At 61.9% G+C, this 21673-nt stretch carries 17 protein-coding genes; 8 read left to right on the top strand and 9 right to left on the bottom strand.

Features of this window, described 5'->3' with window-relative positions; all coding sequences use genetic code 11:
• The first annotated feature begins 191 nt into the window (after positions 1–191).
• The gene (locus IEV56_RS05125; RefSeq protein ID WP_188448457.1) at positions 192–2621 is read left to right on the top strand and encodes a TonB-dependent receptor plug domain-containing protein; all 2430 of its coding nucleotides are present in this window, start codon (positions 192–194) and stop codon (positions 2619–2621) included.
• Positions 2622–2666: 45 nt separating this feature from the next.
• Here the strand turns inward: IEV56_RS05125 and pgeF are convergent, their stop codons facing one another.
• Positions 2667–3398 (bottom strand): peptidoglycan editing factor PgeF, encoded by a 732-nt coding sequence (gene pgeF / locus IEV56_RS05120; RefSeq protein ID WP_188448455.1) that lies wholly within the window; start codon positions 3396–3398, stop codon positions 2667–2669.
• Positions 3395–4396 carry a 23S rRNA pseudouridine(1911/1915/1917) synthase RluD gene (gene rluD, locus IEV56_RS05115; protein WP_188448453.1) on the bottom strand — a complete coding sequence of 334 codons (1002 nt, stop codon included), beginning with the start codon at positions 4394–4396 and terminating at the stop codon, positions 3395–3397. The genes pgeF and rluD overlap by 4 nt, the downstream gene beginning before the upstream one ends.
• A gap of 106 nt (positions 4397–4502) precedes the next feature.
• On the opposite strand from rluD, the gene IEV56_RS05110 reads away from it, so the two are divergent.
• Positions 4503–5354, top strand: coding sequence for an outer membrane protein assembly factor BamD (locus IEV56_RS05110; RefSeq protein ID WP_188448450.1), 852 nt, complete (start codon positions 4503–4505; stop codon positions 5352–5354).
• Here IEV56_RS05110 and IEV56_RS05105 read toward each other — a convergent pair whose 3' ends face one another.
• The 3 genes from IEV56_RS05105 to sucC all read right to left on the bottom strand — a co-directional run bounded on the left by IEV56_RS05105 (position 5355) and on the right by sucC (position 9138).
• Positions 5355–7004: an NAD+ synthase gene (locus IEV56_RS05105; RefSeq protein WP_188448448.1), complete on the bottom strand. Its 1650-nt coding sequence runs from the start codon at positions 7002–7004 to the stop codon at positions 5355–5357.
• Between the two features lie 77 nt (positions 7005–7081).
• Positions 7082–7957 (bottom strand): succinate--CoA ligase subunit alpha, encoded by an 876-nt coding sequence (gene sucD, locus IEV56_RS05100; RefSeq protein WP_188448446.1) that lies wholly within the window; start codon positions 7955–7957, stop codon positions 7082–7084.
• A 17-nt stretch (positions 7958–7974) separates the two neighbouring features.
• Positions 7975–9138, bottom strand: coding sequence for an ADP-forming succinate--CoA ligase subunit beta (gene sucC / locus IEV56_RS05095; protein WP_188448444.1), 1164 nt, complete (start codon positions 9136–9138; stop codon positions 7975–7977).
• Between the two features lie 136 nt (positions 9139–9274).
• Between sucC and IEV56_RS05090 the strand changes: the two genes are divergently transcribed.
• The 6 genes from IEV56_RS05090 to IEV56_RS05065 all read left to right on the top strand — a co-directional run bounded on the left by IEV56_RS05090 (position 9275) and on the right by IEV56_RS05065 (position 17303).
• Entirely contained in the window at positions 9275–10870 is a 1596-nt protein-coding gene (locus IEV56_RS05090) for a sensor histidine kinase (protein WP_188448442.1), read from the top strand.
• A gap of 47 nt (positions 10871–10917) precedes the next feature.
• The gene (locus IEV56_RS05085; RefSeq protein WP_188448439.1) at positions 10918–12192 is read left to right on the top strand and encodes a sigma-54-dependent transcriptional regulator; all 1275 of its coding nucleotides are present in this window, start codon (positions 10918–10920) and stop codon (positions 12190–12192) included.
• A 218-nt stretch (positions 12193–12410) separates the two neighbouring features.
• On the top strand, positions 12411–12839 hold the full coding sequence (locus IEV56_RS05080; RefSeq protein ID WP_188448437.1) for a pilin: 429 nt from the start codon (positions 12411–12413) through the stop codon (positions 12837–12839).
• A gap of 84 nt (positions 12840–12923) precedes the next feature.
• On the top strand, positions 12924–14846 hold the full coding sequence (locus IEV56_RS05075; protein ID WP_188448435.1) for a hypothetical protein: 1923 nt from the start codon (positions 12924–12926) through the stop codon (positions 14844–14846).
• Positions 14843–16114 (top strand): lipopolysaccharide biosynthesis protein, encoded by a 1272-nt coding sequence (locus IEV56_RS05070; RefSeq protein WP_188448433.1) that lies wholly within the window; start codon positions 14843–14845, stop codon positions 16112–16114. The genes IEV56_RS05075 and IEV56_RS05070 overlap by 4 nt, the downstream gene beginning before the upstream one ends.
• On the top strand, positions 16107–17303 hold the full coding sequence (locus tag IEV56_RS05065; protein WP_188448430.1) for a glycosyltransferase family protein: 1197 nt from the start codon (positions 16107–16109) through the stop codon (positions 17301–17303). The genes IEV56_RS05070 and IEV56_RS05065 overlap by 8 nt, the downstream gene beginning before the upstream one ends.
• A 32-nt stretch (positions 17304–17335) precedes the next feature.
• On the opposite strand, the gene wecB is transcribed toward IEV56_RS05065, so the two are convergent.
• The 4 genes from wecB to IEV56_RS05045 are packed head-to-tail and all read right to left on the bottom strand — an operon-like array spanning position 17336 to position 21564.
• On the bottom strand, positions 17336–18424 hold the full coding sequence (gene wecB, locus IEV56_RS05060; protein ID WP_188448428.1) for a non-hydrolyzing UDP-N-acetylglucosamine 2-epimerase: 1089 nt from the start codon (positions 18422–18424) through the stop codon (positions 17336–17338).
• Complete coding sequence (locus IEV56_RS05055; protein WP_188448426.1) at positions 18421–19539, bottom strand: glycosyltransferase; 1119 nt, start codon at positions 19537–19539, stop codon at positions 18421–18423. Before IEV56_RS05055 ends, wecB begins: the two co-directional genes overlap by 4 nt.
• Positions 19536–20717, bottom strand: a complete 1182-nt coding sequence (locus IEV56_RS05050; RefSeq protein WP_188448424.1) for a glycosyltransferase — start codon at positions 20715–20717, stop codon at positions 19536–19538. Before IEV56_RS05050 ends, IEV56_RS05055 begins: the two co-directional genes overlap by 4 nt.
• Positions 20710–21564, bottom strand: a complete 855-nt coding sequence (locus tag IEV56_RS05045; RefSeq protein WP_188448422.1) for a glycosyltransferase family 2 protein — start codon at positions 21562–21564, stop codon at positions 20710–20712. The genes IEV56_RS05050 and IEV56_RS05045 overlap by 8 nt, the downstream gene beginning before the upstream one ends.
• Positions 21565–21673: the final 109 nt, after the last annotated feature.

Raw genomic sequence — 21673 nt, 5'->3', positions numbered from 1 at the left:
CAATGGCACAGGGTAGCGCAGGCGCGGCGTATTGCCATATATCCATTCGGATATGAAGCCATGCCTAAAAAATATATCTCTTCATGCGGATGGATGTTTACAGTTCGGAAAAACTGTGTCTCAATGAGGGGCCCGGCTGCCGGTTTCCGCCGGCCGCCGCCCGATTCCCCCTGCCCTTGCGAGTGAGAACGATGAACAACCCCGCCTATACCCTGCTGGCCACCGCCATCCTCGGCGCGCTCAGCGCCACCGCCGCCGCGCAATCCGCGCCCGAAGCCAAGACCCTGGACAACGTCGTGGTCACCGGCGTACGCGGCCAGGAACGCACCGCGCTGGAATCGGCGTCGCCGATCGACGTGCTCGACCGCCAGGACCTGGCCAAGGCCGGCGTATTGAACGGCGAACTCGGCCAAGCCCTGCAGGTGCTGCTGCCGGCGCTGAACTTCCCGCGCCAATCCAACGCCACCGGCGCCGACCACGTGCGCGCCGCCCAGTTGCGCGGCCTGAGCCCGGACCAGGCGCTGGTGCTGGTGAACGGCAAGCGCCGCCACACCTCGGCCATCGTCAATCTGGAAGCCAAGACCGGCAAGGGCACCAACCCGGTCGATTTCAACTCCATCCCGGTCAGCGCCATCGCGCGCATCGAGGTGCTGCGTGACGGCGCCGGCGCCCAGTACGGTTCGGACGCCATCGCCGGCGTTATCAACGTAATCCTCGACGACCGCGCCGAGGGCGCTTCGGCCAGCATCAGCTACGGCGCGCACCGCACCGATTTCAAGCCCAGCGACGAAACCCTGATCGACGGCCAGAGCCTGACCGCCAGCGCCAGCGTCGGCAACGCCATCGGCGACGCCGGCTCCGTACGTTTCGGCGTCGAATACAAGGACCGCAACGCCACCAACCGCGCCGGTCTGGACCAGCTGCCGTTCTTCGAGAACCCATCGCCGGAGAACCTGGCCACCATCGGCCGCCGCAACTACCACCCCGGCGACCCGAAGACCGAAGACCTGAACCTGTGGCTCAACAGCGCGGTGGACGTGAGCGAGAACCTGTCCTGGTACGGCTTCGCCACCTACAACCAGCGCGACTCGGTGGGCGCCGCGTTCTACCGCTACCCCGACAGCAGCGCCAACGTGCCGTCGGTCTACCCGGACGGCTACCGTCCGGATACCCTGGGTGACAACCGCGACGTTTCGCTGAGCACCGGCCTGCGCGGCCGCGCCGGCGAATGGAACGTGGACGGCAGCCTGACCTGGGGCCAGAACCGCTTCGACCTCGGCCTGCGCGAATCGCTGAACCCCTCGCTCGGCGCAGCCAGCCCGACCGCTTTCGACCTGGCCCGCTACACGTTCGGCCAGTTGAGCCTGAATGTCGACGCCAATCGCGCGGTCACCCTCGGCGGCAAGGACCTGACCTTCGCCACCGGCGCCGAATACCGCCGCGAATCCTACGAAACCCGTGCCGGCGATCCGGCCTCGTACGCGGCCGGTCCGAACACCGGCAGCCCGCCGGGCGCCCAGGCCGGTCCCGGCCTGTCGCCGGCCGATGCCGTCGATTTGTCGCGCGACGTGTTCGGCGCCTATGCCGAACTCAGCGGCGATGTCAGCGAACGCGTGTTCGGCAGCGCCTCGGTCCGCTACGAAGACTACAACGACTTCGGCGGCGCGCTGACCGGCAAGCTGGCCGGCCGTTTCGCGCTGACCGAGGCCGTCGCCCTGCGCGGCGCGCTGTCCACCAACTACCGCGCGCCGTCCCTGAGCCAGACCGGCTACCGCTTCACCGTCACCAACTTCGGCGACGGCGGCGCGCTGTCGCAGGTGCGCCTGCTCGGCGTCGACGATCCGGTGGCGCGCGCGCTCGGCGCCAAGCCGCTGGAGGCCGAGACCTCGCGCAACATCAGCCTCGGCCTGACCGCCCGCCCGCTGGACGGCCTGAGCATCTCGCTCGACGCCTTCCGCATCGACGTCGACGACCGCGTCACCGTGTCCGAACGCATCGGCGGCGACGCGCTGGCGGCGTTCCTGGCCGACGAGTTCGGCATCACCGACATCGCTTCGGTGAACTTCTTCACCAACGCCGTGGACACCCGCACCAAGGGCGCCGAACTGGTGGTGGATTACGGCACCGAAGCTTGGAACGGCCGGCTCAACCTGACCGGCGCCTACAGCTATGCCGAAACCCGCATCCGCTCGCTGCAGGCCACGCCGGCCGAACTGCTGGCGATCGATCCGGACTACGTGCTGGTGGGCGTGGAGGAACGCAACACGCTGACCACCGCCGCGCCGACCAACCGCACCGTGCTGAGCGCGCAATGGCAGGGCGCGGCCTGGTCCTGGCTCGGCCGCGCCACGCGGCACGGCTCGGCCACGCGCGTGTTCAACTTCGGCGGCGGCTTCGAGCCGCAGCAGACCTACGGCGCCGAATGGCAGCTGGACGCGGAAGTGGCCTACCGTTTCAATCCGGCCGTGGCCGTGGCCGTGGGCGGCAGCAACCTGCTCGACAACTATCCGGACCTGTCGAGCGCCGACATCAACTACTTCGGCAACTTCCCGTACGACTTCCTGTCGCCGATCGGCATGAACGGCGCGTACTACTACGCGCGTCTGGATTTCACGTTCTGATTGCCGCGGCAAGCGGCATGAAAAAACCGGCGCAAGCCGGTTTTTTCATGCCAGCCAGATCAGGCTGGCCATGCGCCCGGTACGCTGTTCGCGCCGATGCGAGTAGAAGCGGATGTCGGCCAGGGTGCAGAATTCGCCGCCGTACACGCGGCTGACGCCGACCGCAGCCAGCCGCCGGCGCGCGATGGCCGGCAGGTCGATCAGGTAATGGCCCGGGCGGGTGGGCGTGAATGCGGCCTCACTGCCGGCATCGTGACGCAGGAAGGCTTGACGGACGTCCTCGCCGATTTCGTAACGGGCCGCGCCGGCGGCCGGACCGAGCCAGGCCATCAACTCTGTAGCGGGCGACCGCATCGCGGCCACGGTTTCCTCCAACACGCCGGCGGCCAAGCCGCGCCAGCCGGCGTGCGCGGCCGCGACTTCGGTGCCGGCTTGGTTGCAGAACAGTACCGGCAGGCAATCGGCGGTCAGCACCGCCAGCACCGAACCGGTTTCCGCGGTGACCGAGGCGTCGGCCATCGGCTCGTCGCGCCGGCCGTCGTCGCGGACCACATCGATGCCGTGCACCTGGTGCAGCCACAGCGGTTCGCCGGGCAATGCATAGTGTGCGCGCAGGGTGTCGCGGTTACGCGCCACCGCGGCCGGATCGTCGCCGCAGCGGGCACCGAGGTTGAAGCGGTAATACGGCAACTGGGAAGCGCCCGGACCGTTGCGGGTGGTGGTGAACGCATGCACGTTCGCCGGCGCCGGCCAGTCGGGCTGGATGATGTCGCTCATGCCGCGTTGAATTGGCGGGTATCGTCGCGCAGGGTGTCGATCAGGGCGACCATGTCGGCCGGCAACGGCGATTCGAAGCTGAGGGTTTCGCCGCTGACCGGATGCACGAACGACAGCTTCTCGGCATGCAGGGCCTGGCGGCGGAAGCCGCGCAACGCGGCCACCAGCGCCTCGGTGGCGGCCTTCGGCAGCTTGAACGATCCGCCGTACAGCGGATCGCCGATCAACGGGTGCTTGACGTAGGCCATGTGCACGCGGATCTGGTGCGTGCGGCCGGTTTCCAGACGGCACTCGACCAAGGTATGGGCGCGGAACTTCTCGCGTACGCGGTAATGGGTGATGGCCTCGCGGCCCGCGCCTTCCTTGGCCACCGCCATGCGGATGCGGTCGCGCGGATGGCGGTCGATCGGGGCGTCGACGGTATTGCCGGCCACCATCGGACCCTGCACCACCGCCACGTACTGGCGGTGCACCGCGCGCGAGGACAGCTGCTCGATCAGGCTGGCGTGCGCGCGCAACGAGCGCGCCACCACCATCAGGCCGGAGGTGTCCTTGTCGAGCCGGTGCACGATGCCGGCGCGCGGCAGGTTGGCCAGGGACGCATCGTAATGCAGCAGGGCGTTGACCAGGGTGCCGCGCGGATTGCCGGCGCCCGGGTGCACCACCAGGCCGGCCGGCTTGTCGACCACCAGCACGTCGGCGTCGGCGTAAACCACGGTCAACGGGATGTCCTCGGCCACGGCATCGGTCTCGACCTGTTGCTTGGCCGCCAGGGTGACGGTTTCGCCGCCGTTGACGGCGATCTTCGGCTTACTCAGTTCGCCGTTGAGCAGGGCGTCGCCGGATTTGATCCACTCGGTCAACCGCGAACGCGAGAACTCGGGGAACATTTCCGCCAAGGCCTGGTCGAAACGCTTGCCAGCCAGGTGCTCGGGCACCGTGGCTTCGATCGGTTCGATGTCGTTCTCTTCGGTGGCGTGTGGCGCGGTCGGGTTCATGGAATCAAGGGCTTAGCGCGGCGCGCGGGAAATAACCGTGGAGCTCGTATCGGGCTTGGGGTATTATCCACTAATTGCCGATACGGCGCTTGCCAATATGACCACTATGACGCTGTCCCGCCCTGTCCGCCTGCTTGCCATCCTGATGCTGCTCGCCTCGCTGGGCGCCTGCCAGACCACCAAGAACCTGTTCAACATCGGCGATTCGACCAAAGACAAGATCGAAACGCTCGAGGTCGAGCCGCTGTACGCGCTGGGCAAAGAGGCGATGGACGACGAGAACTACGACAAGGCCGAGCGCGTGTTCACCCGCCTGGTGGCCCGTTTCCCGTACGGCGAATTGTCGGAGAAGGCGCAGATCGACTTGGCCTTCGCGCAGTACAAGCTGTCCAAGCCGGAAGAATCGGTCTCGACCCTGACCCGCTTCATCAAGACCTATCCCACCAATCCGCAGATCGACTACGCCTACTATCTGAAGGCGCTGGTCAACTTCGACCGCGAGAACCGCTGGCTGGCCAAAATCGCCCGGCTTGACGTCTCGGCCCGCGATTTGGGCGCGGCCACGCAAAGCTACAACGACTTCAACGAAGTGATCCGCCGCTTCCCGACCAGCCAGTACGCCGAAGAGGCGCGCCAGCGCATGATCTACCTGCGCAACCGTCTGGCCCTGCACGACCTCAACGTCGGGCTGTACTACTACCAGCGCGAGGCCTATGTTTCGGCCGCCGGCCGCGCCCGCTACATCGTGGAGACCTACCCGCAATCGGCTTATGACGCCGATGCCGTGGCCCTGCTGGCCGCGTCCTACGCCAAGCTCGGCCAGGACGCGCTGGCCGCCGACGCCAAGCGCGTGCTGGAAAGCAACTACCCGGAACACCCGTATCTGGGCAAAGGCTGGCCGGAGCGCCGTTCGCGCTGGAGCCAGCTCAATCCGTTCGCCGGCGAAGTCCGGCGCTGATCAGCCGGTATACCCCGAGCTGATCGGGTACCGGCGTTCGCGGCCGAACGCGCGCCGCGACAATTTCGGACCCGGCGCCGCTTGGCGCCGTTTCCATTCGGAGATCTTCACCAGGCGCAGCACGCGCGCGGTTTCGGCGGCCACATCGTGGCCGGGCCAGTCCGCCTGCAAGGCCATGACGATGTCCGCCGCCGGCGTTTCATGGTCGATGCTGGCGCGCAGGATGGCGTCCAGCAGCGCGTACGGCGGCAGCGAATCCTGGTCGACCTGGTTCTCGCGCAATTCGGCCGAGGGCGCACGCTCGATCACCGCATGCGGGATGACTTCGCCGCCGGGTTGGCGGTTGCGCCAGTCGCATACCGCGTACACCTCGGTCTTGTACAGATCCTTGATCGGCGCGTAGCCGCCGCACATGTCGCCGTAGATGGTGGCGTAACCGACCGCGTATTCGCTTTTGTTGCCGGTGGTCAGCACCAAGCCGCCCTTCTTGTTGGCCAGCGCCATCAGCAACGCGCCGCGGCAGCGCGATTGCAGGTTCTCTTCGGTGACGTCCGCCGGCAAGCCGGCGAACGAGGCCGACAGCGCATCGAGGAAGCCGCGGAACGGCGCTTCGATGGCGACCGTCTCCAGCGCCACGCCCAGGCGCGCGGCCTGCTCGGCGGCCAAATCGTTGCTGGCCTCCGAGGTGTAACGCGACGGCAGACGCACGGCGGTCACCCGCTCGGCGCCCAGGGCGTCCACCGCCAACGCCAACACCAGGGCGGAATCGATGCCGCCGGACAAGCCGAGCAGGACCTTGTCGAAGCCGTTTTTGCCGCAGTAGTCGCGGATACCGCGCACCATGGCGCGGTAGGCCAGCGACTCCTCGCACTCGTCGCGTTCGTCGGTCCACTCGACCTTGCGGAACGTGCCGGCGGCGGCGTCGAAATCGGCCAACAGCAGATGGTCTTCGAAACAGGCGGCATTGGCGTGGATGCGGCCGTCGGCGTCGGCCAGCACGCTGGAGCCGTCGAACACCACCTCGTCCTGGCCGCCGACGGCGTTCAGATAGGCGATGGCGGCACCGGTCTCGCGCACGCGCTGGTCCAGCAATGCGTCGCGCTGGGCGGTCTTGCCGTGCTCGAACGGCGAGGCGTTCGGCACCAGCACCAGGCGCGCGCCGGCGGCCACGCATTGGGCGATCGGCTCGGCGAACCAGACGTCCTCGCAGATGATCACGCCGACGCTGACGCCGTTGACCGTGAAGGTGCAGGCGTCGCGGTCGGGCGCGAAGTAGCGGCGCTCGTCGAACACCGCGTAATTCGGCAGCTCCTGCTTGTGGTAGACCGCCTCGATGCGGCTATCGCGCAGGATGTTGGCGGAATTGAACACCACCGAGCCGATGGCGCGCGGCGACGGCAGCACCACGGTGATGCCGCGGACTTGGGCGGCGATGCCGGCCAGCACGGCCTCGCAATCGGCCAGGAACGAGGGGCGCAGCAGCAGGTCTTCCGGCGGATAGCCGCTGAGCGCCAGCTCGGGGAACAGGATGAGGTCGGCGCCGGCCGCCTTGGCGCGCGCGATCAGGCCGAGGATGGTGTCGGCGTTGCGCGCCAACGCGCCGACCGGAAAATCGTATTGCGCGAGCGCGAGGCGGAGGGTGCTTTCCATCGGCGTATTGTACGGTCGACGGCAAAAAAAAGGGCGGCCGCATCGGGCCGCCCCTACCGCACGTTTTGCGCGCGGGATTACTTCGCCATGCGCGCGGCGATGGCCTTGCCCAGATCGCCCGGCGACTTCACCGTGGTGACGCCGGCCTTCTCCAGCGCGGCGAACTTGCCGGCCGCGGTGCCCTGGCCGCCGGAGGCGATGGCGCCGGCGTGGCCCATGCGCTTGCCTTCCGGGGCGCTGGCGCCGGCGATGAAGCCGACCACCGGCTTGGTGACGTGCTTGGCGATGAACTCGGCCGCTTCCTCTTCGGCGCTGCCGCCGATCTCGCCGACCATGATGATGCCTTCGGTCTGCGGATCGTCCTGGAACAGGCGCAGGCAGTCGATGAAGTTCATGCCCTGCATCGGGTCGCCGCCGATGCCGATGCAGGTCGACTGGCCGAGGCCGGCGTCGGTGGTCTGCTTGACCGCTTCATAGGTCAGGGTGCCGGAGCGCGACACGATGCCGATCTTGCCCGGCAGGTGGATGTGGCCCGGCATGATGCCGATCTTGCATTCGCCCGGGGTGATGATGCCGGGGCAGTTCGGGCCGATCAGGGTCACGCCCGGATAGGCCTTCAGGCTGTTCTTGACGCGCAGCATGTCGAGCACCGGGATGCCTTCGGTGATGCAGACGATGATTTTGATGCCGGCCGAGGCCGCTTCCAGGATCGCATCGGCCGCGAACGGCGGCGGCACGTAGATCACCGAAGCGTCGGCGCCGGTGGCCTTGACCGCGTCGTTGACGGTGTTGAACACCGGCAGGCCGATGTGCTGGGTGCCGCCCTTGCCGGGGGTCACGCCGCCGACCACTTGCGTGCCGTAATCCAGCATCTGCTGGGCGTGGAAGGTGCCTTGCTGGCCGGTGAAGCCCTGCACGATGACCTTGGTGTTTTTGTTGACGAGAACGCTCATGCTTTCGATTCCTTCAATTAGGCGCGCGCGGCGGCCACGACTTTCTGGGCGCCGTCGTTGATGTCGTCGGCGGCGGTGATGGCCAGACCGCTGCTGCGCAGCAGTTCCTTGCCCTTTTCGACGTTGGTGCCCTCGAGGCGCACCACCACCGGCACTTTCACGTCCACTTCCTTGACCGCGGCGATGATGCCCTCGGCGATCATGTCGCAGCGGACGATGCCGCCGAAGATGTTGACGAAGATGGCTTTGACCTTGTCCGAGCTCAGGATCAGCTTGAAGGCCTCGGTCACGCGCTCTTTGGTGGCGCCGCCGCCGACGTCGAGGAAGTTGGCCGGCGAACCGCCGTTCAGCGAGATCACGTCCATGGTCGCCATCGCCAGGCCGGCGCCGTTGACCATGCAGCCGATGTCGCCGTCCATGGTGACGTAGTTCAGGTCATGCTGGCTGGCCAGCACTTCGGTCTCGTCTTCCTGGCGGATGTCGCGCATGGCGGCCAGTTCCGGATGGCGGAAGGTGGCGTTGTCGTCGGAGTTGATCTTGCCGTCGAGCACGGCCAGGTCGCCGTTGGTCAGGATCGCCAGCGGGTTGAGTTCGACCAGGGCCAGGTCCTTCTCGTTGAACAGCTTGTACAGGCCGAGCATGATCTTGCTGAGCTGGCCGACCTGCTTGGCGTTCAGGCCGAGATCGAAGCCGAGCTGGCGGCACTGGTAGGCCTGCAGGCCCTGCACGTAGTCGACGTGCACGGTCTTGATCGCCGACGGGTTGGTGCGGGCCACTTCCTCGATGTCCATGCCGCCTTCGGCGCAGGCGATGAAAGTGATGGTCTTGCTGGCGCGGTCGACCAGCACCGAGAGGTACATCTCGGCGGCGATGTCGGTGCCTTCGCAGACCAGCACCGAGTCGATCGGCAGTTCGACGCCGGCGGTCTGGTAGGTGGCCATCTTGGTGCCGAGCATGGCGTCGGCGTACTTCTTGACGTCATCGAAGCTGCGGGCCAGCTTGACGCCGCCGGCCTTGCCGCGGCCGCCGGCGTGGATCTGGGCTTTGACCACCCACATCTCGCCCGGAATCTGCTTGGCGGCGGCGACCGCTTCATCGGCGGTACGCGCCACGATGCCCTTGGGCACGGCGATGCCGTAATCGGCGAACAATTGTTTGGCTTGGTATTCGTGGAAGTTCATTCGACACCTTGTGGGAACGGGCGCAGGACCCGGAAAAGGGCCATTATTGTCGCATTTTTGCGCGGTCAAAGGCAAAAACCGGGAATTCCCCCGTATACTCCAAGACAACCGGCCCGCCCGAACCCTTGCGAAATCAATGGCCTTAGCCCTGAAAGCCGCCAGTTCCGACAGCCTGCGCCAACGCGAGATGTATTTCTTCGCGCTGTTCCGCTGCCTGGAGGCCGCCATCCTGGCGCTGTGGGTGTTCTCGCCCTACGGTCCGATCCGCGAACAGACCGCCAATGGCCTGCTGCAAGGCCTGAGCGCCGCCTACCTGATCGGCTCGGCGCTGATTTTGCTGCTCAACCGCATGGGGCCGAACCCGAACCATACGCTGTCCGGCCTGTCGCTCGATCTGGCGGTGTTCGCCGGCTTGGCCTGGCTGCTGCCGGCCGGCTTCTACAGCGTGGCGTTGATCATGCTGGTCAACCTGGCGGCCGGCGGCGTGCTGCTGGGCCGGCGCGCCAGCGCCGCGATCACCGCGGCGGCGATGCTGGTGGTGCTCGGCCATTATCTGGGCGCCCGCCTGCAGGGCGGCAGCGGCGGCGACTTGGTGCAGGCGCTGATGTTCGCGGCCTGCTACGCGGCCACCGTGGCGTTCTGCCAGATGCTGGCAGCGCAGGCCCGGCTGAGCCAGGACCTGGCCGACGAGCGCGGCCAGCACTTGGCCGAGATGGCGCAGATGAACGAGCTGATCATCAAGCGCATGCGCACCGGCGTGATCCTGCTCGACAAGCACCACCGGCTGGTGCTGCACAACGAAGCCGCCGACCAACTCAGCCAGAAGACGCTGGAGCGCGGCACGGCCCTGCGCGCCTCGCTGCCCGAGCTGGACCGCCGGCTGATCGCCTGGCGCCGGCAGCCCGACCAGAGGCCGGAGGCGCTGTCCCTGTACGTCGGCGGCCCGGTGGTGATTCCGCGCTTCGTCGGCATTCCGCTGCACGACCTGCATTACCTGGTGTTCCTGGAGGACAGCCGGGTGTTCTCCGGCCGCGCCGACGAGCTGCAGCTGGCCAACCTGGGCCGGCTGTCGGCCAGCATCGCGCACGAGATCCGCAACCCGTTGGCCGCCATCAGCTACGCCCAGCAGCTGATGGCCGACTCGCCCGAGCTGTCCGAGGGCGACCGCAAGCTGCTCGACATCATCGGCAAGCAGGCGCAGCGTTTGAACGGCATCATCGAAAACATCCTGAGCCTGGCCCGGCGCGAGACCGCCAGCCCGCAGGACATCGAACTCAACGACTTCGTGCAGGCCTTCCTCGACGAACACCTCAGCACCCACCCGCAGGACCGCGCCAACATCCGCCTGGCCCCTTACGCCACCGCCCTGCATGGCCTGTTCGACCGCTCGCACCTGCACCAGGTGCTGACCGTGCTGCTGACCAACGCCCTGCACTACGGTCACCATCCGCACGAGGCGCCGCAGGTCACGCTCAGCGTGCGCCTGGACGGCCGGCAGCCGGTGCTGGACGTGTCCGACCGCGGCCCGGGCATCCCCGAGCCGATGCGCGAGCATCTGTTCAGCCCGTTCCACACCACCAGCGAACACGGCACCGGCCTCGGCCTGTACATCGCCAAACAGCTGAGCGACGCCAACCAGGCGCAACTGCGCTTCGAGCCGATGCTCGGCGGCGGCAGCCGCTTCCTGCTGCGCCTGGCCGGCGGCCGCGACCTGCTCGGCAAGCCGGGCTGATCCGATGAGCGCCCGCCGATTCCCCGACACTGACCTATACTGAGCCCATGCCCAACGCCTCCGCCCTGATCGTCGACGACGAACAAGACATCCGCGACCTGCTGAGCCTGGCGCTGTCGCGCATGGGATTGGCGGTCGAGACCGCCGAAACCGTGACCCGGGCCAAGGAGCATCTGCTGGCCCGGCGCTTCGATTTGTGCCTGACCGACATGCGCCTGCCCGACGGCAGCGGCCTGGACCTGATCGCGCACGTGGCGGAACACCACCGGGCGATGCCGATCGCGATGATCACCGCCTACGGCGACGTGCAGTCGGCGGTCAACGCGCTGAAGGCCGGCGCCTTCGACTTCGTCAGCAAACCGGTCGACCTGGGCACCCTGCGCCAGCTGGTGCAGCAGGCCTTGGCCCTGCGCGAGCGGCAGACCGATACCGGCGAGACCCTGGTCGGCGAGTCGGCCGGCCTGCAGAGCCTGCGCGAGCAGATCGGGCGCCTGGCCCGCAGCCAGGCGCCGGTGCTGATCACCGGCGAGGCGGGCGTGGGCAAATGCCTGGTGGCCAAGCAGATCCACCGCCAAGGTCCGCGCGCGCCGGCGCCTTTCATCGAGTTCGAATGCGCCGCCATCGCGCCCGACCAGCAGGAAGCCTCGCTGTTCGGCAAGGCCGGCGCCATGTTGGCCGCCCAAGGCGGCAGCCTGCTGCTGCACGATGTCGATCTGTTGGCCCTGCCGGTGCAGATCAAGCTGCACAAAGCCATTCAGGACAAGGCCATCCGCGCCATCGGCGCTTTCGCCGACACCGCCATCGACGTGCGCATCCTGTCCACCACCCGCAAGGACCTGGTGCGCGAAGCCGCCGCCCAACGCTTCCGGCACGACCTGCTGTACCGCATCAACGTCATCGAGCTGCCGGTGCCGCCGCTGCGCGAACGGCCCGAGGACATCCTGCCGCTGGCGCACGCCTTCCTCGAGGAAATCGGCGGCGACGGCCACGCCCTGAGCCTGACCTCGGCCGCCGAACAGACCCTGTTGGCGCATCCGTTCCCGGGCAACGTGCCCGAGCTGGAAAGCGTACTGGAACGCGCCGCGGCCTTGGCCGACGGCAACCTGATCGACGCCGGCGACCTGCGTTTCAGCCGTCCGGAGCCGGCCGCACCGGCCGCAGCCACGGCCAAAGCCCTGCCCGAAGCGGTGGAGCAATTGGAGCGCGCCCAGATCCAGGCCGCCTTGGAAGCCTGCCGCTTCAACAAGACCAAGGCCGCCGCGCACCTAGGCATCACCTTCCGCGCACTGCGCTACAAGATGGAAAAACTGGGCATGGAATGAGGTGACGCACAGCGTCACATTCTGCCCCTCAGGGCCGGTTTTTGGGCCGTTTTTCCGGCTTTAAGCGCCTCATTTCTTTCACATTTGCCCGGACTGGGGCAAATCAAAAAAAACTTGCATACGGCCTTGAATTGGGGCATCTTGATAGCGCACCCCACGGCGGCTGCATTGAACCGCTGCCGCAGTGCGAGTCCATTTACCTCTCAGGGAGTTCCACCATGAAAGCTATTCAAAAAGGTTTTACGCTGATCGAACTGATGATCGTGATCGCGATCCTCGGCATCCTGATGGCCATCGCCATCCCGGCTTACCAAGACTACACCACCCGCTCGAAGGTCTCGGAAGGCATGAACCTCGCCGGCGCCGCCAAGCTGGCTGTGGCTGAAACCAAGTCGTCCACTGGCGCGTTCCCGACTAATAACGCCTCCGCTGGCCTGCCGGCCTCTGGCTCCATCAAAGGTAATGACGTGGGTTCAGTTGCCGTGGGTAACAGCGGTATCATCACCATTACCTATTCCTCGACCGACACCAACATTGATAATGACACTCTGGTGCTGACCCCGGCCGCTGCCGGTGGCTCGGTCACTTGGGACTGCAAAACCGGCGGTAGCGTGGATGACAAGTATCGTCCGTCTAACTGCCGTTAATTTTCGAATTATCGAAGATGTAAAAGCCCCCGCAAGGGGGCTTTTTTATGCCACATTGGTTCGGTCCCGACTTTTGAGCACATCATGATTCTGACCCGCAAACATGCATTGATTCCATCTGCTACTTTACTGCTGTTATTGGTGGTCTATGCCGGGTTGGGTTGGCCGGCGCTCAGCGGGCCATTCGTGTTCGACGATTTCCCTAATCTGCAGAACCTGGAGTTACTCAGCGGCAATGCAGGGGACAATCTAGGCCGTTATTTGACGTCTTTCATTGGAAGCCCCGGCCGACCGATTTCGGCGCTTAGCTTCCTGATCAACGACAGCGCCTGGCCCAGCGATCCATTCAGCTTCAAATACACCAACCTGATGATCCATCTGCTGAACGGCGTGCTGCTGTTCGGCTTGCTACGGCAACTGGCCAAGGCCAACCCATCCCTGCCACAAAGCCCGTTCTGGCCCTTGCTGGCCATGGCCGCCTGGCTGTTTCACCCGCTCCAGCTCTCGGCGCAGATGCTGGTAGTACAACGGATGACCTTGCTGTCCGCCGCCTTTTGCTTCATCGGCTTGTGGGGCTATATCGCCCTGCTGCAACGCGCCAAATCGGTACTGAGCGCATTCGCCGCGCTCAGCGTGCTCGGCATCTGTACCATTCTGGCCTCCTTGAGCAAGGAAAACGGCGCGCTGTTGCCACTATTTGCTTTGGTATTGAATGCCACCCTGCTTCGCGAAACGCTAGCAGGTAAACCATTAGCCATTCGCCGCTTTATCCAATGGGCGTGCATCTTGCCGTCCTTGGCCGTATTTGCCGCCATACTGTACATGGCTACACGCCCTGGTACATTTTCCAGCCGCGACTTCAACATGCCGGAGCGGCTGATGACGCAAATGCATGTACTGGCCGACTATCTACGCCATATTTTCATGCCTCGCCTGTCCGGTAGCGGCATCTACTTTGACGACTATCCGGTGACCCGCTCCTGGACTCAGCCGGTCAGCACCCTACTTCTGGCGATAGGATTCGCGGCAAGTCTGCTGTTCGCTATCGCCAAACGGAAGCGTTTCCCAATACTGAGTTTCGCCATTCTCTGGTTTTTCGCCGGCCATGCCATGGAGTCCAGCATCCTGGACCTGGAACTGTTCTTCGAGCACCGCAACTACCTGCCCCTGCTCGGCCCGGTCTTGGCGCTGTCAGCACTGCCTTTTCTATTGGGCGAGCGTCAACGCCTAGCTACCGCACTGTTTTCACTATGGCTTGCATTGTTGGCGATAATTACCGCATTGCAGGCACCGGTGTGGGGCAACGCGGAGCTGATGACGGCGCTTTGGGTCAAGGAGCGGCCGCTGTCCCTTCGCGCCGCGCAAGACGTCGCCAAGTACCGTTACGATAGCGGACAGCCGCAAGAGGCGCTGGATGGCCTGATGCAGGCCTACGACGGCGGCATCCGGCAGGCCGACCTGCCGATGGCGGCTCTGCTGGTGAAATGCTGGAATCCCACTGTTCAGACAAGCCGTGACCTATACCAAGACAGTACTCAGGCAATTGGGGTCAGCAGCTATTCGAACAGCGTCTTGAGCAGCCTGTTGCTGCTTCGCCAGGCCGTGCAGGAAAACGCTTGTCCGGACGCCATCGATCAGACGCAATGGCTTACATTGACGGATGCCCTGCTCGCCAACCCCAAATTCCGCGCCGTGTCGGAACAGCACATCCGTGTGGAGCGCGCCAAGCTGTTTATTCACCGACGCGATCTCGACCTGACCATGACCGAACTTGAGAGGGCATATACAGTCGGGCCATCGGTGGAATTGACCCAGAAAATCGCTGAAGTGCTGCTTAGTGCCGGCCTAGTGGATGACGCGGAGCAATGGCTTAAAAAAGGCCTGGAAATCAAACAGCCTTTTTTCGACACGCTGATGTACGATCCAAAAGATCAGTCCCGCAAATGGCTGAAGGCTATTGAAATAGCCAAAATGAGCCAATCCCAAATAGCTCCACCACCTGAATGATCAAAAAATTACGAATCATGATGCCATTCATGAAAAAGCATTTTAGCCAGGGATCAGTTGCCAGAAACACGCTACTGACTAGCAACGTACTCCTGCTCAGACTTTTCCTTCAGGCCTCAACGCTGATTGTTCTTGCCAAGACTCTGGGAGCCTCAAGTTTCGGCATTTTTGCCGGACTTTCCGCGGCGGCAGTGCTTTCCGGTTCACTATCAACGCTTGGCATGCATTTCATTATCCTGAAAGCATCGGCAGGGGATCAAGGCAAGAGCAGAAGCATAGTAGCTGAATATGCTCTCTGGACAACGCTCGTGGCCGGAATCTTAATGCTTCTTCTGTATCTGTTTGCGTTGAGTTTAATAAACTTGGGCGCGAACTTGCATACGGTCATAGCCTTGGGAATAGCAGAAACCGTCATACAGCCATTTATTCTACTGTCTTGCATGGAGTACCAAGCAAGGAATCAGATAGCCCGATCTCAGATAATCCTCACCCTGCCAATTGCCCTGCGGTGTGCTTCTGTCTTTTTCCTTGCCGCTTGGCCAAACGAGAACGTTGAGTCAACTTATGCCGGATTGTACCTGGCATCATCAGTAATAAGCCTATTCGTAGCAATTAAGCTGCAGCCAGGCAAATGGCCAGGACCTAAATACTGGCGGAGACCGACCATGGCAGAAGTGAAATCCGCATCAGGCTTTGCTGTGCAGAGCGCTACCACAATAGGTCCATCCGAGGCGGACAAGACAGTCGCCGCCAAGCTTCTGACTGCCGACATAGCAGGCCACTACTCACTTTCGGCCAGGCTGATTAGTGCCGCCACGCTTCCGGTAATGGCACTGATGATTTCTGTGATGCCCTCCCTGTTCGGAGAAAAAGATCGTTCCGCCGCGAAACAGAAAACGCTTGCAATATTCACGGCTTCGGGGCTGTATGGACTGCTCTTGGCGGCCACGACCTGGCATGCCGCGCCACTGTTAAGTCTTGCTTTTGGAAGTGAGTATGCCTATTTATCCGAAATCCTGCCGTATCTATCTGTTTTTTCCATCTCGCTTTCATTGAGGATATCGGGAACGACAATCCTAACTACGCAATCCATGCCGCTTTACAGATCAGCAATCGAAGGCATTGGCGTGACTCTACTGATTCTATTGGCAGTTACTTTACTTCCTAAGCACGGCGTGATGGGTCTATGCATCGCTGTCACTGCATCGGAAACAACCATGGCTGCTATAGCATGGATTACACTGATCATGAGATCCAAGAATGAATGAGAAAAGAGTTCTTCTAGTTACAAAAAATCTTCTGGACATGTCAGATGCCCAGTCACAGCAGTCATTTGCCCTAGTAAATGCATTATGCGACTCCGGATATTATTTGGACATCGTCACTGCGGATAGCCGGACCGGCCAATTAGATGGAGTAAAAATCCCTCAGAACGCAAGGCTCTTCGCGCTACCGGCCAGCTGGCATTCTGACGGAAAATCCCTGATCCGAAAAATACATAGAAAACTGTATCGCAGCCTAGTCTCCATTATCCAAAGCAAATGGTCATTGAATGCCGCCCGCAGAATATCGAAACTCAGCGCTACGAATGATTATTCCGCCGTCATTTCAATCGCCTTGCCGATGGAGTCGCATTTGGCGGTGCTTAACGCCAAAGTCCGGCCGCGGCAGTGGATCGCGTGCATGAGCGACCCATGGCCCGAGTCAATTTTGCCAAAGCCGTATTCCGACTTCTCAATCCCTTTTCTTTCCCATGCGCAGAAAAAAGTGGTTGGCGACATTTTGCAGTCTGCGGACCACCTGGTTTTTACCTGCAGGGATCAGCTTGATTTCATGAAAAAGTACTATCAATCCGTTTCGGAATCGAAATCATCCATCATCCCACATATAGCGCCTGGCATATTAGAAGGAAGCCAGAAAAGAACCGGCGAGTTCGTCATTAGCCACTGCGGGTCTTTGTCACGCGAAAGGGTATGCCTTAGTCTAGCGTCCGCCTTGTCGAGGCTTCCGGAACAAAGCGCCGTTGTCATTAACTTCATAGGGAATGTAAATGACGAGATGCGGCATGCGTTTGAACGGAGCGGCGCTTCAAGCCGTGTCCGGTATACAGGATTGCTGGCTAAAGAGGAAGCCATGAAGAAGTCATCAGAGGGCAATGCGCTTTTGCTGATTGAGGCGGAGATGGAAGAATACCCGTTCCTGCCAAGCAAGCTTGCCGATTACAGCTCCATAACACTTCCGATTTTGGCTATAACCGGAAAGCAGAGCCCTTCCGCGAAGCTTATATCGGAATCCAATGGCGGAATCGTATGCGGACATGACTCAGACAGCATATTAAACGCACTGACTTCAATCGAGAAAAGCAGCCTCCAAGTAAGCCCGCAGCTCAACAGTCATTTCAGTCCGGATGGCGTGGTGAAAAACTACAATGAAATCATCTTAAATAGCCATACTTGAAATCCACTGGCGGAAGACGAGCCGTAACAGGCCTAATCCAGCAAAACCCCGAGAATCCTCCCCGACGCATTCCCGTCACCAAACGGAAATCCCGACCTACTCATAGCCGAGAGCAGCTTATGATTGGTAAGCAGATTTTCTGTCGCATAGAAAATTGACGATTCAGCCATGCCGACAAGCAGCGCATGCCCGCCTTGCACGGCCTCCGGCCGCTCGGTAGTTTCACGCATCACCAATACAGGTTTCCCAAGCGCCGGAGCCTCTTCCTGAATTCCGCCGCTATCGGTAAGGATTAGCGTTGATTCTTTCATCGCGCCGATGAATTGGAAATAGTCCAGAGGAGCCAAAAGGGAAATTCTTGGGTGATTTCCCAACATTTCTTTAGCCAGCTCGCGAACATTCGGGTTTGGATGTACGGGGTAGATGACTTCCACGTCATCGAAGCGCTCGACAACCCGCTTGACTGCCCTGAAAATCGCCTTGATCGGCTCTCCGAAATTTTCGCGCCGATGCGCGGTGAGCAGGATCATCCGCTTTCCTGACAGTGATTTGGCCGGCGACTTTCCGGCATATTTAAGCAACGAGTCGATTCCGGTATTGCCAGTCACATGAATCCGATCCGGAGCAACGCCTTCCGAAATCAGGTTATCCGCCGCCGACTTGGTCGGCGCAAAATTCCAACGCGAGATTCTTGAAACCATTTGCCTGTACCCTTCCTCCGGAAACGGGTTCAGCAAATCGTTGGTTCGGAGCCCGGCTTCGATGTGGCCAAATGGGATTTTTTGGTGAAAAGCCGCCAATGCGGCGCAGAATGTGGTTGCGGTATCTCCTTGTGCCAAAACCACATCGACTCGCTCCTTGGCAAAGACGGTTTCCAGGCCAGGCAGCATCCTGGCAAACAGATCCGAGAGCCCTTGACCTTCGGTCATTAAGTCCAAATGATGATCCGGCTGGATGTCCAGCTTTTCGAGCATTTGGTTCAGCAGCTCACGGTGTTGCCCGGTGGTGACCACCACGCACCTGAAGGCGCTTGATTCTTTCATGGCGGAAATGACCGGCGCCATTTTGATGGCTTCTGGCCGAGTCCCGATGATGCATGCGACGACTTTATCGGAAGTCATTGAGCTATTTTTCCTTGCCTGAAATTTTCGATGATGTTTCCGAGTGAACGGCTTGCGATTGATTCCCAATCCATGCCTTCCGGCAAACCCACCAAAACCGGATCCCTGAGTTGGCGACGCAATGCGTCGGCAAGACCTTGCGGGCTGCCACACTCACACAAAGCGGATCCAAGCCGTCCGTCCAGGCCAGGGAAGTTCGCGAGGAAGTTCGGCGTTCGCGTAACGACTATCGGCCTTCCGGCCGCTATGGATTCAGCGATTTTATTGGAAGACCCTGCGTCCATGAATTCCGAACGGCGATATGGAATTGCCAAAACATCGCAACTTGAAAGATAAAATGGAATTTTCTCGTAAGGCACATTTCCGAGATACATCACGCCATCGGAATCAACCTTTAATCCATCTCTCAGCTTGCCCGCCAGGAGTAGAAAAACCTCTTCGCCCTTTGCCCTCAATATGCCAATCGCCTGAATAAGATCGTCAACTCCTCGGTCCAATTCCATGCTTCCGAAGTAACCGACGAAAATCCGTTCTCGTGGCAAGCCGACGACGTCTCTGGCGAGCCGCTTATCCATAGGGCGGAAGCGCTCAAGTTCGATACCGTTCGGAACCACGAAATCGCCGCGCGCCGGCATTCCGAGCGCCGACAGCAAGGTTTGGCTGGCGAACAAGACTTGATCAGCGTGCCTGAGCAGGAATGCGAACAAGTCGAAGCCGAGAATCCGCCGATATCCCGGAAACTCATCGTATTTATCATAAACGTCAAAGATGAACTTGCTGCCGGATATCCGCGCGAAAAGCCATACCATCAGCCCGATATAGCAATCACCACTGGCTACAGCAACTGCGGGTCGTCGGAACATCACCTTTGAAGTCAAAGACAATAGACCAAGCCAGCCTTGAATGCGTCTTAGCGGCAGGGAAACTATCTTCAAGCCACCCACCGATTGGTCACGACACTCTACGCCATGGTAATCCATTAGCCAGAGGGAAACATCCTCGCCCGAGTCGGCCCAGCGACTTGGCAATTGGTAAATCCGGCCGAACTTCTCGCGTAACGCATCACGATTCGTGTAGTAACGTTTACCTACAAAAAATATGCGTGACTTTTTCACGGCAAGCAGCTCGAGCCAAGGACGCCAATGTAGCGCTTTGCGCTGTAATTCCATGAAAAACGGTGCTCGATGAATTCTCTTAGCGTATCGTCAGATGTGTTTCCTGGAATTCTCAGGCATCGGAGAACAGCCGAAGACAGTCTATCGACATCCCTGCAATCAACCCGATTGATTGGCACATCATTTACGGCCTGAACATCGCCTACCAGAACCGGACAGCCACAGGCAATCGCCTCAATCGTGACCAAACCAAGCCCTTCCTGGTCGCCATCCGCCGCCTCTATGAACGGCGCCACGAACAGGGCCGCACGTCGGTAATGGGCAATCAGTTCGGCATGCGGCTTGGGTCCGATGAAGTCGATATGCGCATCCAAACCGAGTTCGGTTGACAACTTGCGGAGTGCGGGCTCTTCCGGGCCGAAGCCGATGACCGTCAAGCGGACATCCGGGATCTCGTGGCGGACACGCTCAAGCGCCCGGACCAGATAGGACAGGCCTTTCTTCTCCACCAAACGACCGACGAACAGGATTTCATTCGGGTTTCTTGCCACATCGGCCGAAGGCGTGAACTTCTCGAAATCCACGCCCATCGGCATCACCGCCACGCGGTCTTCCTGAACGCCCAAGCGCAAAGCCTGCTGTCGCATCGGCTCGCTGACCACGGTGACGAATGCCGCCCGGCTCAGGATGTTGGCTTTCAAACCAGCCATCAAGCTACCCTTCAAGGTGAACAGGTCGGCACCATGGGACGTCAACACGAAAGGCGCTTTCGCCGTGAACAGGCGGGCCATGCAGAGCACCAAGCCCTGCGGGATGATCCAATGCGCATGCACCACATCCGGTTTCAAACGCCGAATTATCCGCAACGTGTGCCAACACTGTGACAGCAGGAAGCCCGGCACCAACAGCCACTTCCACCGCGATTTCTTCAGGTTGCCGTTGATGCCGCCGTTATTGACCAGCGTCTCCAGCGCAGTCGGCGCGTAGCGGTAGCGGCGCACATCCACGCCGTCCATCCGCTCATTGATCTTGGCGCCGGCGGCATGCGGACACAGCACGGTAACCTCGAAAGCGTCGGTCAGGCGTTTGCTCAGCTCATGCACGAAACCGGGTTCGGGGTCGTCCTGCCAACGGGGATAGGTGGATGCCAGAACCAGCAGGCGCTTCTTCTCAGCCATGCTGCTTATACATCAAGGCCGTGATCTGCTCGGACACCAGGCCGATCAGGAAGATGATGACCGAGGCGCTGAACAGCAGGGTGCTCATGTTGGTCAGTCGGCCTTCGGTGATGAAGGTGAAGGCGTAGTAGCCCAGACCTGTGAGGAAGAACAGCAGGGCGGTGGGCGCGAACAGCTTGACCGGCGAATACAGCGTGGCGATCTTGAAGATGATCAGCAGGAAGCGGATGCCGTCCTTCAGCGGATGGATATGGCTGTTGTTGCCCACGCGCTTCTGCACGTCCACCGGCACATAGGCCACCGGGTAGCCGCTGCGGAAGAATGCCATGGTGCTGGTGGTGGGGTAAGAGAAGCCGTTCGGCAACAGGTGCAGGAACTCGCGGAATTTGTCGGCGCGCACGGCGCGCAGACCGGAGGTCAGGTCGAGGATGCGATGGCCGGTCATCCAGCTGGCCAGGCGGTTGTACAGTGCGTTGGCCAAGCCGCGCCCCACGTTGGCCTGGCCGCCCTTGCCGCGGGCGCCGACCGCCATGTCGTGGCCTTCGTCGAGTTTGGCCAACAGGCGGTCCACGTCCTCGGGCCGGTGCTGGCCGTCGGCGTCCATGAACACGATGACCTCGCCGGCGGCGGCGCGGGCGCCGCGCTTGATGCTGGCGCCGTTGCCCATCGGGTATGGATTGGACAGCACGGTCACCCCGGCTTCACGGGCCACGGCGGCGGTGTCGTCAGTCGAGCCGTCGTCCACCACCAGGATCTCGGCCTGCGGATGGGCCGCGCGCAGGGCCGGCAGGAAGGTGCGCAGCCCCTCGGCTTCGTTCTTGGCGGGCAGTACGATGGATAGGGTCATGGCGGCTCGATTCCGGTTCCGCATTAGGGTAACGGAGTTGCCGCCGATGCGCACGCCCGGGGCCGGATTCGGGGCCCAATCCCTTTTACCATGCGGGTTTTTGCGGTAA

This window comes from Arenimonas maotaiensis (assembly GCF_014638745.1).
GTDB lineage: Bacteria > Pseudomonadota > Gammaproteobacteria > Xanthomonadales > Xanthomonadaceae > Arenimonas > Arenimonas maotaiensis.
This window is presented reverse-complemented; position numbering and strand designations above follow the sequence as displayed.

Excerpts from the sequence above, each read along its gene's own strand:
- IEV56_RS05125 (WP_188448457.1), top strand. The coding sequence starts at position 192 with ATGAACAACCCCGCCTATACCCTGCTGGCCACCGCCATCCTCGGCGCG.
- pgeF (WP_188448455.1), bottom strand. The coding sequence starts at position 3,398 with ATGAGCGACATCATCCAGCCCGACTGGCCGGCGCCGGCGAACGTGCAT.
- rluD (WP_188448453.1), bottom strand. The coding sequence starts at position 4,396 with ATGAACCCGACCGCGCCACACGCCACCGAAGAGAACGACATCGAACCG.
- IEV56_RS05110 (WP_188448450.1), top strand. The coding sequence starts at position 4,503 with ATGACGCTGTCCCGCCCTGTCCGCCTGCTTGCCATCCTGATGCTGCTC.
- IEV56_RS05105 (WP_188448448.1), bottom strand. The coding sequence starts at position 7,004 with ATGGAAAGCACCCTCCGCCTCGCGCTCGCGCAATACGATTTTCCGGTC.
- sucD (WP_188448446.1), bottom strand. The coding sequence starts at position 7,957 with ATGAGCGTTCTCGTCAACAAAAACACCAAGGTCATCGTGCAGGGCTTC.
- sucC (WP_188448444.1), bottom strand. The coding sequence starts at position 9,138 with ATGAACTTCCACGAATACCAAGCCAAACAATTGTTCGCCGATTACGGC.
- IEV56_RS05090 (WP_188448442.1), top strand. The coding sequence starts at position 9,275 with ATGGCCTTAGCCCTGAAAGCCGCCAGTTCCGACAGCCTGCGCCAACGC.
- IEV56_RS05085 (WP_188448439.1), top strand. The coding sequence starts at position 10,918 with ATGCCCAACGCCTCCGCCCTGATCGTCGACGACGAACAAGACATCCGC.
- IEV56_RS05080 (WP_188448437.1), top strand. The coding sequence starts at position 12,411 with ATGAAAGCTATTCAAAAAGGTTTTACGCTGATCGAACTGATGATCGTG.
- IEV56_RS05075 (WP_188448435.1), top strand. The coding sequence starts at position 12,924 with ATGATTCTGACCCGCAAACATGCATTGATTCCATCTGCTACTTTACTG.
- IEV56_RS05070 (WP_188448433.1), top strand. The coding sequence starts at position 14,843 with ATGATCAAAAAATTACGAATCATGATGCCATTCATGAAAAAGCATTTT.
- IEV56_RS05065 (WP_188448430.1), top strand. The coding sequence starts at position 16,107 with ATGAATGAGAAAAGAGTTCTTCTAGTTACAAAAAATCTTCTGGACATG.
- wecB (WP_188448428.1), bottom strand. The coding sequence starts at position 18,424 with ATGACTTCCGATAAAGTCGTCGCATGCATCATCGGGACTCGGCCAGAA.
- IEV56_RS05050 (WP_188448424.1), bottom strand. The coding sequence starts at position 20,717 with ATGGCTGAGAAGAAGCGCCTGCTGGTTCTGGCATCCACCTATCCCCGT.
- IEV56_RS05045 (WP_188448422.1), bottom strand. The coding sequence starts at position 21,564 with ATGACCCTATCCATCGTACTGCCCGCCAAGAACGAAGCCGAGGGGCTG.